This window comes from Amycolatopsis australiensis (assembly GCF_900119165.1).
In the GTDB taxonomy this organism is placed as follows: domain Bacteria; phylum Actinomycetota; class Actinomycetes; order Mycobacteriales; family Pseudonocardiaceae; genus Amycolatopsis; species Amycolatopsis australiensis.
This window is the reverse complement of sequence record NZ_FPJG01000006.1, coordinates 2,292,061-2,304,532: the sequence shown is the minus strand read 5'-3', so window position 1 is coordinate 2,304,532 and position 12,472 is coordinate 2,292,061. Positions and strand designations below refer to the sequence as shown.

At 72.0% G+C, this 12,472-nt stretch carries 11 protein-coding genes; 6 read left to right on the top strand and 5 right to left on the bottom strand.

Annotated elements, in window-relative coordinates:
- Positions 1 to 46: 46 nt before the first annotated feature.
- Together glpX and BT341_RS12335 are read left to right on the top strand one after the other, a co-directional pair.
- Positions 47 to 1,096 carry a class II fructose-bisphosphatase gene (glpX, locus tag BT341_RS12340; protein WP_072476423.1) on the top strand — a complete coding sequence of 350 codons (1,050 nt, stop codon included), beginning with the start codon at positions 47 to 49 and terminating at the stop codon, positions 1,094 to 1,096.
- Between the two features lie 8 nt (positions 1,097 to 1,104).
- Complete coding sequence (locus BT341_RS12335) at positions 1,105 to 1,854, top strand: S1 family peptidase (RefSeq protein ID WP_072476422.1); 750 nt, start codon at positions 1,105 to 1,107, stop codon at positions 1,852 to 1,854.
- Between the two features lies 1 nt (position 1,855).
- Here BT341_RS12335 and BT341_RS12330 read toward each other — a convergent pair whose 3' ends face one another.
- On the bottom strand, positions 1,856 to 2,842 hold the full coding sequence (locus BT341_RS12330; protein WP_072476421.1) for an NAD(P)/FAD-dependent oxidoreductase: 987 nt from the start codon (positions 2,840 to 2,842) through the stop codon (positions 1,856 to 1,858).
- Between the two features lie 122 nt (positions 2,843 to 2,964).
- Here BT341_RS12330 and BT341_RS12325 point away from each other — a divergent pair, with 122 nt between their 5' ends.
- Positions 2,965 to 4,362: a class II fumarate hydratase gene (locus BT341_RS12325; RefSeq protein ID WP_072476420.1), complete on the top strand. Its 1,398-nt coding sequence runs from the start codon at positions 2,965 to 2,967 to the stop codon at positions 4,360 to 4,362.
- Positions 4,363 to 5,347: 985 nt separating this feature from the next.
- On the opposite strand, the gene BT341_RS12315 is transcribed toward BT341_RS12325, so the two are convergent.
- Positions 5,348 to 6,373 carry an aldo/keto reductase gene (locus BT341_RS12315; RefSeq protein ID WP_072481915.1) on the bottom strand — a complete coding sequence of 342 codons (1,026 nt, stop codon included), beginning with the start codon at positions 6,371 to 6,373 and terminating at the stop codon, positions 5,348 to 5,350.
- Between the two features lie 102 nt (positions 6,374 to 6,475).
- Between BT341_RS12315 and BT341_RS12310 the strand changes: the two genes are divergently transcribed.
- The 3 genes from BT341_RS12310 to BT341_RS12300 are packed head-to-tail and all read left to right on the top strand — an operon-like array spanning position 6,476 to position 10,641.
- Positions 6,476 to 7,348, top strand: a complete 873-nt coding sequence (locus BT341_RS12310) for a helix-turn-helix domain-containing protein (protein ID WP_072476418.1) — start codon at positions 6,476 to 6,478, stop codon at positions 7,346 to 7,348.
- Between the two features lie 52 nt (positions 7,349 to 7,400).
- Positions 7,401 to 9,068, top strand: a complete 1,668-nt coding sequence (locus tag BT341_RS12305; RefSeq protein WP_084742840.1) for a PstS family phosphate ABC transporter substrate-binding protein — start codon at positions 7,401 to 7,403, stop codon at positions 9,066 to 9,068.
- Between the two features lie 40 nt (positions 9,069 to 9,108).
- Positions 9,109 to 10,641 carry an ATP-dependent DNA ligase gene (locus BT341_RS12300; RefSeq protein ID WP_072476417.1) on the top strand — a complete coding sequence of 511 codons (1,533 nt, stop codon included), beginning with the start codon at positions 9,109 to 9,111 and terminating at the stop codon, positions 10,639 to 10,641.
- A gap of 67 nt (positions 10,642 to 10,708) precedes the next feature.
- On the opposite strand, the gene BT341_RS12295 is transcribed toward BT341_RS12300, so the two are convergent.
- The 3 genes from BT341_RS12295 to BT341_RS12285 form a co-directional block, all read right to left on the bottom strand.
- Positions 10,709 to 11,083: a cupredoxin domain-containing protein gene (locus BT341_RS12295; RefSeq protein WP_072476416.1), complete on the bottom strand. Its 375-nt coding sequence runs from the start codon at positions 11,081 to 11,083 to the stop codon at positions 10,709 to 10,711.
- Positions 11,083 to 11,430, bottom strand: a complete 348-nt coding sequence (locus tag BT341_RS12290) for a hypothetical protein (protein ID WP_072476415.1) — start codon at positions 11,428 to 11,430, stop codon at positions 11,083 to 11,085. Before BT341_RS12290 ends, BT341_RS12295 begins: the two co-directional genes overlap by 1 nt.
- A gap of 179 nt (positions 11,431 to 11,609) precedes the next feature.
- Positions 11,610 to 12,431 (bottom strand): NBR1-Ig-like domain-containing protein, encoded by an 822-nt coding sequence (locus tag BT341_RS12285; RefSeq protein WP_072476414.1) that lies wholly within the window; start codon positions 12,429 to 12,431, stop codon positions 11,610 to 11,612.
- Positions 12,432 to 12,472: the final 41 nt, after the last annotated feature.

Genomic DNA, 12,472 nt, shown 5'->3' with positions numbered 1-12,472 from the left:
TCTGACAGACTGTTGACCCGCCAGTTCCAGCATCCGGGAGGCAATGATGTCCACCGCAGAGAGTCGTCGTGAAGCGCCCGACCGCAACCTCGCGATGGAGCTGGTCCGGGTCACCGAAGCCGCCGCGATGGCGGCCGGCCGCTGGGTCGGCCGCGGCGACAAGATCGGCGGCGACGGCGCGGCCGTCGACGCGATGCGCCAGCTCGTCTCGACGGTGTCGATGCGCGGCGTCGTGGTGATCGGCGAGGGCGAGAAGGACGAAGCGCCCATGCTGTTCAACGGCGAAGAGGTCGGCAACGGCGACGGCCCGGACTGCGACGTCGCCGTCGACCCGGTCGACGGCACCACGCTGATGGCCAAGGGCATGCCCAACGCCCTCGCGGTGCTCGCGGTCGCCGAGCGCGGCGCCATGTTCGACCCGTCCGCGGTGTTCTACATGGAGAAGCTGGCCGTCGGGCCGGACGCGGCGGGCAAGGTCGAGCTGGGCGCGCCGATCGCGGAGAACATCCGGCGCGTCGCCAAGGCGAAGAACAGCAGCGTCAGCGATGTCACCGTGTGCATCCTCGACCGCCCGCGGCACGAGCAGATCATCAAGGAGGTCCGGGACGCGGGCGCGCGGATCCGGTTCATCTCCGACGGCGACGTCGCGGGTGCCATCGCCGCGGCCCGTCCGACCACCGGCGTCGACATGCTGCTCGGCATCGGCGGGACACCCGAGGGCATCATCGCGGCCTGCGCGATGAAGTGCCTCGGCGGCGAGCTGCAGGGCCGGCTGTGGCCGAAGGACGACGCCGAGCGTGAGAAGGCTCTCGCCGCCGGCCACGACCTCGACCGCGTGCTGCTGAACGACGACCTCGTGCGCGGGGACAACGTCTTCTTCTGCGCCACCGGCGTCACCGACGGCGACCTGCTGCGCGGCGTGCACTACCGCGAGGGCGGCGCGACGACGCAGTCGATCGTGATGCGGTCCAAGTCCGGGACCGTCAGAATGATCGACGGCTACCACCGGCTCAACAAGCTGCGGGCGTACTCCTCGGTCAACTTCGACGGCCACCTGGACGTGCCCGCCGACGACGTCGTTCCCCCGCTGCCGTAAGGAGATCCGTGTCCAGGCGACTGACGGCCCTGCTGGTCTCGCTGCTCGTCCTGGTCCCCGGCACCGCCGCGGCCGCCCCCGCCATCGTCGGGGGCACGGCCGCGGACCAGCCGTACCCGTTCGCCGTGTCGCTGCACTCGTCGTCGGGCAAGCTCTTCTGCGCCGGCGCGCTGATCGCGCCGACCTGGGTCGTGACGGCCGCGCACTGCGCGTTCGACAAGGCGCCGTCCGCGGTCACGGCCCGGGCGGGGACGAACGAAGCCGGTGAAGGCGGCGAAGCCGCCCAGCTCGCCGAGATCATCGTGAACCCGGCGTTCAACACACAGAGCCCGGCGGGTGACATCGCCCTGCTGCGGCTGGCGGCGCCGGTGCAGGCCGCGCCGATCGGACTGGCGGCCGCGGCGTCGCCGGGCACCGCGACCCGGATCCTGGGCTGGGGCCAGACCTGCCCGAAGCTCAACTGCGGCGGGATCCCCACGACGCTGCAGCAGCTCGACACGCACATCGTCGAAGGCGCGAAATGCACGTCGGTCTTCGACGGCACGGCCGAGCTGTGCACCGACAACCCGGGTGGTAAGGCCGGAGCGTGCTTCGGCGACTCCGGCGGGCCCGAGATCGTGCGCGACGGCGATCACTGGCTGCTCGTCGGCGTCACCAGCCGCCCGGGCAACAACGACCCGGAATGCGCGACGGCGCCGTCGATCTACACCTCGGTTGTCGCGTACGCGCCGTGGATCGCGGAGAAGACGAAGGCGTGACCTACTCGGCGTTGCTGGAGTGCCCCGGGAACAGGTGAGCCTCCGGGTCGAGCGCGACGGCGATGTTGTTGACCGCCGTCGCGGCTTCGCCGAAGCCGGTGGCGATCAGCTTGACCTTCCCCGGATATGCGGCGACGTCACCGGCGGCGTAGACGCGTTCGCGCGCGGTCGCCATCGTCGTGTCGACCGCGATGGCGCGGTGGTCGATCTCCAGGCCCCAGCTCTCGATCGGGCCGAGGTCGGCGGTGAACCCGAGGGCCGCGACGACGGCGTCGGCGGGCAGCCGCTCCACTCCGCCGCCCTTGACCGCGACGTCGACCGCTTCGAGCGTGCCGTCCGAAGCCTCGGCGAACCGCGTGACCTCGGCGTCGGTGATGATCCGGACGCCCAGCTCGCGGGCCTGCCGGACGATCGACTCGGCGGCGCGGAACTTCGCGCGGCGGTGCACGAGCGTGACGCTCGCCGCGACCGGGTGCAGGGCCAGCACCCAGTCGAACGCCGAATCGCCGCCGCCGACGACCACGACGTGCTGGCCCGCGTGGGCCTGCAGCGACGGGACGAAGTGGACCATGCCGCGGCCGAGCCAGCCGTCGCCGGCGGGCAGCGGGCGCGGGGTGAACTCGCCGATGCCCGCGGTGATCAGCACCGCGCCGGCGTTGAGCGTCTCCCCGCCGTCGAGGGTCAGCTCGATCCGGTCGCCGACGGTCTCGAGCTTCTCGGCCTTGCGCCCCAGCAGGTACGCCGGCTGCCACGGCGCGGCCTGCTTCACCAGCCCCTCGACCAGGTCCCGGCCGCGGACCTCGGCGAACCCGCCGACGTCGTAGATCATCTTCTCCGGGTACATCGCCGTGACCTGGCCGCCGGGCTCGGGCAACGAGTCGACCACCGCCATCGAAAGGCCGCGGAACCCGGCGTAGTAGGCGGCGAACAGGCCGGTCGGGCCCGCACCGACGATCACGAGGTCGTAGGTATCCCCAGCGTCAGTCATGCTCGCTCCAGCCAGTGGTGGACGGCAGTGATCGAGAACACAGCCGATCCTAGCCCCGGCGGCCGCGCCGGGTGGCCGACACCACCACGCGGCGCGCGGCGAACAGGGCCAGAATCGATGTCATGGCTGATCAGGAATACCGGATCGAACACGACACGATGGGCGAGGTCCGCGTGCCCGCCGACGCGCTCTACCGGGCGCAGACCCAGCGGGCCGTCGAGAACTTCCCCATCTCCGGCCGGGGCCTGGAGCGCGCCCAGATCCGCGCGCTCGGCCTGCTCAAGGCCGCCGCCGCGCGCGTGAACCTCAAGCTGGGCGTGCTCGACGCCGACGTCGCGAACGCCATCGCGGCCGCCGCCGACGAGGTCGCGGAAGGCAAGCACGACGCGCACTTCCCCATCGACGTGTTCCAGACCGGGTCCGGCACTTCGTCCAACATGAACGCCAACGAGGTCGTCGCGACGCTGGCTTCGCGCGCGCTCGGGCGGGACGTGCACCCGAACGACCACGTCAACGCGTCGCAGTCGTCGAACGACACGTTCCCGACCACGATCCACGTCGCCGCGACCGAGGCCGTCATCAAGGACGTCATCCCGGCGCTCGAGTACCTCGCCGGCACGATCGAGGTGCGCGCCGCCGAGTGGGCCGACGTCGTGAAGTCCGGGCGCACGCACCTGATGGACGCGGTGCCGATCACGCTCGGCCAGGAAGCGGGCGCGTGGGCGGCGCAGATCCGGTTCGGCGTCGAACGGCTGAAGTCGGGCCTGCCGCGGCTGGGCGAGCTGCCGATCGGCGGCACCGCGGTCGGGTCGGGCCTCAACGCGCCGGAGGGCTTCGGCGCCTCGGTCGCCGCCGAGCTCGCGACGGTGACCGGGCTGCCGCTGACCGAAGCCCGCGACCACTTCGAGGCGCAGGCGACGCAGGACAGCGTCGTCGAGACGTCCGGGCACCTGCGCACGATCGCCGTGTCGCTCAACAAGATCGCCAACGACCTGCGCTGGCTGGGCTCCGGCCCGCGCACCGGGCTGGCCGAGCTGGCGCTGCCGGACCTGCAGCCGGGCTCGTCGATCATGCCGGGCAAGGTGAACCCGGTGATCCCGGAGGCGACACTGCAGGTGGTCGCGCAGGTGATCGGCAACGACGCGGCGGTCGCCTTCGCCGGCGCGGCGGGCAACTTCCAGCTGAACGTCAACCTGCCGGTGATCGCCCGGAACGTCCTGGAGTCGGCGCGCCTGCTCGCGGCCGTGTCACGGCTGCTGGCGGACAAGGTGTTCGCGGGGATCACGGTGAACGCCGACCGCACGCGGACGTACGCGGAGGGCTCGCCGTCGATCGTGACGCCGCTGAACAAGTACATCGGCTACGAGGAGGCGGCGGCGGTCGCGAAGCAGGCGTTGAAGGAGCTGAAGACGATCCGCGAAGTGGTGATCGAGCGCGGGTACGTCCGCGACGGCAAGCTGACGGAGGAGCAGCTGGACGAAGCACTGGACGTCCTCCGCATGGCCCGCGGCGGCAAGTGACGGGCCTGCGCGCGGTCAGTGCCAGGGGGCCTCGGTGGTCGCGGAGAGGTCGCGTGCCTCGCGCAGAGCGCGGCCTGCGGCGGCGTTGCAGCTTGCGGCGAGGTGCCCGATGGCTTGGGACCGCTCGACCCGCGCCAGGCCGCTCGGCGTCGGCGCCGGATCTGGCGAAGTGCGCGGCTTGGAGGGCTTGGAGGAATCCGAAGTTGCCGAGGCCGCCTTGGGCGGGCAGCCGGTCGCACGCGGTGACGGCCTCCTGCAGCAGTCCTCGCGCCCCCTGGTGGTCGCCGGTTCCGGAGAGCCGCAGTGAGGCACCGGCTGCCCAGATCGCGAACCCCGGCAGCCGCCGTGGATCGTCTTGCGCCATGCGGCGCAGGAGCGTCAGTGCCTCTTGTTCGATCTCCAGGCTCGCCCCGGCCAGGTCCAGGTAGACGGTCAAGTCCAGCAGCGATCACGCGACGTTGTCAGGCCACGGGTAGCCGCCGCGGATCCCGTCTCGCGACAGCCGTCGGTCACCTCGAGCTGGACCGCCACCGGCCGGGCGAACTGCCGGGACTCCGCGAGGTCCGCGATGAGCCCGAACTCTTTCTCGGCGCCCTCGCGGCGCGAGTTGACCCGCCGGGCGAGTGCCGCGGCCTCGTGTTTCGCGGTCAGTGCCAGGTCGTCGGCGTGTGCGAGTGAGTACTGCAGGCCGGGAGGAGATCGCGCGCATCGCCGCGTTGAGGTGTTCCTCGGCTCCGCCCGCGACCAAGCCGCGGTAGATGGCCGCGGCTTCCTCGAAGTACGGGATGCGCCTGGCGGGGAGCTGCCGGCCGAACTTCAGCAGGCTCCGGGCCAGCCGCGGCAGGCCGGTGGCCGGGTGTTCCTCGGCCGCTCTGCGGTTCTCGGCGATCGTGTCCTCGGTGACCGGTTCGGTCCGCATGGAAGCAAGGCTACGGCGATCGGTGCCCAGCGGTGGCGGGCCGGAGTCACCCGGCCCGCCACCGCGTCAGCGGCGCCGGAGGCGCTTGTCCGCCAACGCGGGCGGGGTGTAGTCCTTCTCCGCCGCGTTGAGGTCCGTGCCCGGCGGGACGATCTCGTCGATCCGGTCCAGCACCTCGTCGTCCAGGACGAGGTCCGCACCGGCCAGCAGGTCGTCCAGCTGTTCCGGGGTGCGCGGGCCGATGATCACCGACGTCACGCCCGGGTGGGCCCGGACGAACGCCGTCGCCAGGTGGGTCATCGGGCGGCCCAGGTCGTCGGCCAGCTTCTTGAGCCGGGCGATCGCCTCGAACTTCACCGCGTTCTCCGGCAGCGCCGGGTCGAACTTGTGCGCCTGCAACGTCCGGCGGCCCTCGGCCAGGTCCACGTCGGACGGTTTCGTGTACTTCCCGGACAGCCAGCCGCTGGCCAGCGGGCTCCAGGTCAGCACGCCCATGCGGTACTTCTGCGCGGTCGGCAGCACCGCGGCCTCGATCGCCCGGTTGAAGATCGAGTACGGCGGCTGCTCGGCGCGGAACCGCACCAGCCCGCGCTTTTCGGCCACCCACTGGGCTTCCACGATCTGCTCGGCCGGGAAGTCCGACGACCCGATCGCGCGCACCGTGCCCGCCCGCACGAAGTCCGTGAGCACCGACAGCGTCTCCTCGATGTCGGTCGCCGGGTCGGGGCGGTGGACCTGGTACAGGTCGATGTAGTCGGTGCCGAGCCGCCGCAGGCTGTCCTCCAGCGCCCGCGTCAGCCAGCGGCGCGACAGGCCACCCTCGTTGGGGTCGGCACCCATCCGGAAGAAGCCCTTGGTGGCCAGCACGACGTCGTCGCGGCGGCCCTTCAGCGCCTTGCCGACGATCTGCTCGTTTTCGCCGTGGCTGTACATGTCGGCCGTGTCCCAGAAGTTGATGCCGGCGTCGAGCGCCGTGCGCAGCATCCGGATGCCTTCTTCGTGGTCCGCGTTGCCCCACTGCCCGAGCATCATCGCGCCGAACGCGTACTCGCTGACCGAGATCCCCGTACCGCCCAGAATTCGTCGTTCCATGGTGCCGACCTTGCGGCGGCCGCGGTGGCCGGACCAGGTCACGCTCAACCTGGGTCCGCCAGTACCAGGCGGGCCGCCGGGGGCCGCGGCGATACTGGAGGCATGAGTGACGCAGCCGAGCTGGGCGCCTTCCTGAAGGCACGCCGCGCCGCCCTGGACCCCGCCGACCTGGGCCTGCCGCCCGGGATCACGCAACGGCGGGTCAAGGGCCTGCGCCGGGAGGAGCTGGCGCAGCTGTCCGGCATCAGCGTCGACTACTACACGCGCCTGGAGCAGGGCCGGGCGAAGAACGTTTCCGACGCGGTCCTCGACGCGCTGGCCCGCGCGTTGCGCCTCACCGCGGACGAGGAGTCCTACCTGCGCAACCTCGCCACGCCGAAGCGCCGGCCGCGGAGCGCACCGCAACGGGTGCGGCCCGAGCTGCAGCAGCTGCTCGACGCCATCCAGGCACCCGCCTTCGTCTTCGGCCGCTACCTGGAGGTGCTGGCCTGGAACGCTCTCGGCGGCGCGGTCTCCTTCGACTTCGGCAACCTCGAAGAGCGCAGCATGCCGAAGCTCGTCTTCACCGACGAACGGGCGAAGCAGCTGCATCCGGAGTGGGACGCGGTGTGCCGTGAGCTGGTCGCGCACCTGCGCGCGGAGAGCGGGAAGTATCCGGGCGACCCGGAGCTGGCCCGGCTGGTCGGCGAGCTTTCGCTGGCCAGCGAGCAGTTCCGCAAGCTGTGGGCCGAGCACGCCGTGCGGGAGAAGGCCCAGGGCTGGAAGCTGATCGTGAACCCCGTGGTCGGCGACCTGCGGCTGCGGTACCAGACGCTGCGCCTGCCGGACGACCCCGACCAGGGCATGGTGATCTACCACGCCGAGCCGGGGTCGGCGACCGAACGCGCGCTCGGCCTGCTCGCCAGCTGGGTCGCCGAGGCACCCACCGGTGAACGACCGGTGAACACTCGGCCGGCACGGCCCCACGCCTGGTGAGCGCTGCCTAGGCTGCTTGCCCTGGGGAGTCCGGGGGCAGAGGAGCGGCACGGTGGGCGTCGGCGCGACGATGCAGTCACTCGCCGAGATCCTCAGCTCCGACTCCGGCAGCCTGGTCCTCGGCATCGCCGCGCTGGCCGCGATCGCCGCGCCGTTCGTGGACCGCTACTTCATCCGGCGGCGACGGCTGACGTTCCGGGTGCTGTACAACTCCAAGATCGGGCTGTCGCCGATCGACCTGCACGACGGCGAAAACGGCTCCGCGCAGGCGGATCCGCAGCTGGAACGCACCGCGCGGCTGCTGAGCCGGCTGAGCGTGGTGGTGATCCGGATCCACAACACCGGCGGGTTCGACATCGCGCCGGGCGACTTCGAGATCCCGCTGTCGTTCACCTTCGGCCGCCGGATCGTTTGGGACGCCCGGGTGTCCGACGCCACCGACGACGGCCTGCGCCAGCACGTCCGCGACGGCCTCGAGTTCTTCACGCGCGAAACTCCGCAGCACCCGGCCGAGGGCGCGAAGCTGTCCCTCGTGCGCGCGCTGCTGCCGAAACGGCTGGCCGGTGTGCCCGCGCCCGAGGCACCCGAGTGGCACGGCGTGCGGTTCGCGCGGCTCTCGCTGAAGCGCAAGGAGAAGTTCAAGCTGGTCGTCGTCCTGCGCGAGCCGGACGGGCGCGACGGCGAGATCAGCAAGGACATCGACCACCACGCCCGGCTCGCCGCCGGCCGGATCAAGGACGACCGCAAGCAGCGCCGCTTCGGCTGGCCGGTGATCACGACGGCGGTCGGGGTGCTGCTGACCGGCGCGCTGCTGGCGACCCTGCTCGTGTCCTGGTCGCGGCCGGCCGAGACCGCGCAGTGCGCCACCGGGAAGCTCTCGGTCGAGGGGTCGAGCGCGTTCGTCCCGATCATGGCGGGCATCGCCGCCGAGTACCACGGCCAGTGCGAGGGCGCGGCCATCACGACCCGCGCGACCGGCAGCGTCACCGGTGTCCGCGCGCTCGGACCGGTCGACTCGGCGGGCAAGGACGAGCTGGCGGTGCTCTCGGACGGCCGGTCCGGGGAAGCCGGGCCCGACCTCGAAGCGAAGGCGGTCGCGGTGGTCGTGTACAGCCTGGTCGTCAACCGCGCCGCCGGTGTCGACCGGCTGACGACGCAGCAGGTCAAGGACATCTTCAGCGGCCGCGTGCGTGACTGGGAGCAGCTGCGGCCCGGCCCGTCGGTGCCGATCGGGATCGTCGGGCGCGGGCAGGAGTCGGGCACGCGCAAGACGTTCGAGCAGAAGGTGCTCGGCGGCGCGGAGGACCGGCTGACCTCGGATTCCTGCCGCAAGCCCGAACGTGACCCGGCCGCGGCGACCACGCGCTGCGAGCGCGGCACGACGGCCGAGGTGCTGACCGAGGTCGCGGCGGTGCCCGGCGCGATCGGGTACGCCGACGTCCCGGCGGCGAAGGGGGCCGCGGCGCGGGACGGCCAGGTGACGGTCGTGCAGCTCGACGGCCACTACCCCGACGTCACGACCGTCGACGCCGGCTACCGGTTCTGGACCGTCGAGTACCTCTACACGAAGGGCGTGCCCTCGAACGGGAGCGTGCTGAAGCGGTTCCTCGACTACCTGGCGAGCCCGGCCGCGCGGGCCGAGCTGCAGGACGCCGGGTACACGCCGTGCGTGGCCAAGGACGGCCTGCTCGACCCCCACTGCACCAGGCCGGACATCTGACCGCACTGAAATTGTCGGTGGTGCGGGTCATGATGTCGGGGTGTTGCTGAGCGAGTTGGTCCACGCGTCCGCCGAGCTGGCGGCGACCCGGTCCAGGAAGGCGAAGATCGCCCTCCTGGCCGCGGTGCTGCGCGCGGCGGAGACGGCCGAGCTGCCCACGGTCATCGCGTACCTGACGGGACAGACGGCGCAGGACAGGCTGGGCGCGGGCTGGCGCACCCTGGCCGCGCTGGGCGCTTCGCCCGCTCCGGCACCGCAGGTGACGGTGGCCGAGGTGGACGCGGCGCTGACCTCGGCGGCGGGTGTCGCGGCGGGCACGGGCTCTTCGGGCCGCCGTCAGGAGATCCTGCGCGCGTTGTTCGCCCGGTTGACGAAGGAGGAGCAGCAGTTCCTGTTCCGGCTGGTCACCGGCGAGCTGCGGCAGGGCGCGCTGGAAGGCGTGATGGTCGACGCCATCGCGGCCGCGGCCGAGGTGCCGGCCGAGGACGTGCGGCGGGCCTTCATGCTGTCCGGGAAGCTGGGCGTCACCGGCGTCGCGGCGCTGACCGGCGGGCAGGCCGCGCTGGCGGAGTTCCGGCTCACGCTGGGCACGCCGATCCGGCCGATGCTGGCGTCGCCGGCGGAGTCGCTCGACGAGGCGGTGGCCGAGCACGCCGAGGCGATCGTCGAGTACAAGATGGACGGTGCGCGGATCCAGGTGCACCGCCGGGGCGACGAGGTCCGGGTGTGGACGCGCACGCTGCGCGAGATCACCGGCAGCGTGCAGGAGCTGGTCGAGCTGGTGCGGGCACTGCCGTGCGAGTCGGTGGTGCTGGACGGCGAAACGCTGGCGTTGACCGACGCCGGGCGGCCGCGGCCGTTCCAGGACACGATGAGCCGGTTCGGCAGCACGCGCGAGGAGCAGGTGAAGGCGCTGCTGCTGCGGCCGTACTTCTTCGACTGCCTGCACCTCGACGGCGTCGACCTGCTGGACGCGCCGCTGTCCGAGCGCAACGCGGCGCTGCGCAAGGTCGCCGGGGCGCACGTGATCCCGGGCGAGATCGGCACCGCGCGGGCGGAGGCGGTGCTGGAAGCGGCCATGGACGCGGGCCACGAAGGGGTGATGGTCAAGGACCTGGCGTCGCCGTACGCGGCCGGGCGGCGCGGGCGGGCGTGGCTGAAGGTCAAGCCGGTGCACACGATCGACCTCGTGGTGCTCGCGGCGGAGTGGGGACACGGCCGGCGCACCGGCACGCTGTCCAACCTCCACCTGGGCGCCCGCGACCCGGACGGCGGCCCGCCGATCATGGTGGGCAAGACCTTCAAGGGCATGACCGACGAACTGCTGGCCTGGCAGACGAGGACGTTCCAGGAGATCGAGACCCGCCGCGACGACTGGACGGTGTACGTGCGCCCGGAGGTGGTGGTGGAGATCGAGCTGGACAGCGCCCAGGTCAGCACCCGCTACCCGGGCGGTGTCGCGCTGCGGTTCGCCCGGGTGGTCCGCTACCGCCCGGACAAGGACCCGGCGGAGGCGGACACGATCGACACCGTCCGCGGCCTGCTGCACGGCGACCGCTCGGAAGGGAGCTGACCTCGAAACTCGGCCATCGGGAGAACGGCCGCGCCCCGGTGCGGACGGCACCGGGACGCGCCCGGCGTCAGTAGCAGCGGTCGGACTTGATCGCGTACGTGTAATTGTTCGACAGGTTGGACGTCACCTCGAACCGGATCTTGTGGTACACCGGCGGGTCGCCGAGCACGCCGTGGGACACCGTGTGCTCCTTGCCCGGGGCGATCGCGCCGCTCCACAGGCCCTTGTCGAAGACGTCCTCGACGATCTGGACGAGCATGGCGCGGTAGTCGTGGTTGTGCACGGTGATGTCGATCTTCTGCCCGGCGCTCACCTCGACGACCTTCGTCGCCCCGCCCATCAGCGGGCCGCCTTCGCACACTTTCGTCGCGGCGGAGGCCGACGGCGCGGTCAGCAGCGTCGCGGCGATTACCACCGGAGCGATCGCGATCAGTTTGCGCATCAGCGGTTCCCCACCTTCGTCTTGACCACATGGGACGTTTCGGCGATGTCGATGCCGAACTTCATCGAGCCGCCGCAGTAGGCCTGCTTGCCGTTCTCGAAGTACAGCGTCAGGTCGCCCGCGCACTCGAAGACGCGGATGTCCCAGGTGCGCTCGCCCGGCCACAGGCAGATGGCGTCCTTGCCGGCGCGGCGCATCCAGCCGTGGTACCCGGACTCGCACGTGATGATCGGATCACTCGCGACGGTGCCGGCCGCCGGGGCCGCCGCCGAAGCCGTGCCGGCCGGCAGCAGGCCCGCGGCGAGCGCGGTCCCGACGACGGCCGCGACCTTCAGTTTCGGACGCATGGATTCCCTTCCCTGCCAAGAAAGATGAAATGGATTCGCCCGGGAGTTCCGGGCACCGACGACGTTAGGGATCGCCGCCGGTACCGCGGAAGGCATTCGGCGGCCATCCCGGCGCGAAAGCCAAACCAAGATCATCCGCGCAGGTCAGCGATTTGACCGGCGGCACTGGATGGCCAAATTCAGGGCACGATCCGGACCGAGAAGAACACCGCGCGCGCGTCCGGCAGCAGCAGGTGGCCCTCCGCGTCGGCCATCTTCCAGTAGACCTGGCAATGCCCCGGGGCCGGCGGCGCCTGCACGTCGACGGAGATCCGGACGTGCTCGCCGGGCGCGGTGAACGGGATCGGGACGCGGCCGGGCGTGCGGCATTCGCCGGGGCTGCCGAACGAACCCGAGCGGACGAGGTAGCGGCCGATCCATCCGACGGATCCGGCGTTGCGCAGCTCCCACGTCTTGACGAACCGGCTGCCCGCCGGGACCGCGGTGCCGTCCGGGACCGTCACGTCGGCGACGAACTCCGACACGTCGCCGGCCGCGGCGGGCTCCTCCACCGAGAACGCGCCGCCGAAGACGAGCAGCACGGCGACGACGAGCACGATCGCGACGGCGCCCGCCAGCCCGTACGCCGCCCAGCGCCGCCGCGGCGGCGCGGGTTCCGGTGCCAGGGCTTCCGGCGCGGACGGCTCGCGCGCCTGTTCCCAGCGGCCACGCCACTCCAGCCGCGCCGCCGTCTCGTCCTGGCCCAGCACGCCGACCGCGAGGACGCGCACGAACTCCCAAGTCGTCTCCCAGCTCGGCAGGTGCCGCCCGCGTGCGGCCGCCGACAGCGCGGACTTCGACGCCAGCGCGCCCAGCTGGTCGCGCATCCGGTCGTAGGACGGGTCACCGGCCGCGCGCTTGAGCTCCCACAGGCGCCGCGCGAAGGCGGCGACCGGGCCGGTTTCCTCCGCCGGGCCGAGCGCGACGCGGCCGCGGCGCCCCGGCGTGCGTTCGACGTCCATCCCCGCCGAGGATAAGACCCGCGGCGGCCGACCGGCGCTAC

Bases quoted from the DNA above. Each gene is read 5' to 3' on its own strand.
- glpX (WP_072476423.1), top strand. From the start codon at position 47: ATGTCCACCGCAGAGAGTCGTCGTGAAGCGCCCGACCGCAACCTCGCG.
- BT341_RS12330 (WP_072476421.1), bottom strand. From the start codon at position 2,842: ATGACTGACGCTGGGGATACCTACGACCTCGTGATCGTCGGTGCGGGC.
- BT341_RS12325 (WP_072476420.1), top strand. From the start codon at position 2,965: ATGGCTGATCAGGAATACCGGATCGAACACGACACGATGGGCGAGGTC.
- BT341_RS12315 (WP_072481915.1), bottom strand. From the start codon at position 6,373: ATGGAACGACGAATTCTGGGCGGTACGGGGATCTCGGTCAGCGAGTAC.
- BT341_RS12310 (WP_072476418.1), top strand. From the start codon at position 6,476: ATGAGTGACGCAGCCGAGCTGGGCGCCTTCCTGAAGGCACGCCGCGCC.
- BT341_RS12295 (WP_072476416.1), bottom strand. From the start codon at position 11,083: ATGCGCAAACTGATCGCGATCGCTCCGGTGGTAATCGCCGCGACGCTG.
- BT341_RS12290 (WP_072476415.1), bottom strand. From the start codon at position 11,430: ATGCGTCCGAAACTGAAGGTCGCGGCCGTCGTCGGGACCGCGCTCGCC.
- BT341_RS12285 (WP_072476414.1), bottom strand. From the start codon at position 12,431: ATGGACGTCGAACGCACGCCGGGGCGCCGCGGCCGCGTCGCGCTCGGC.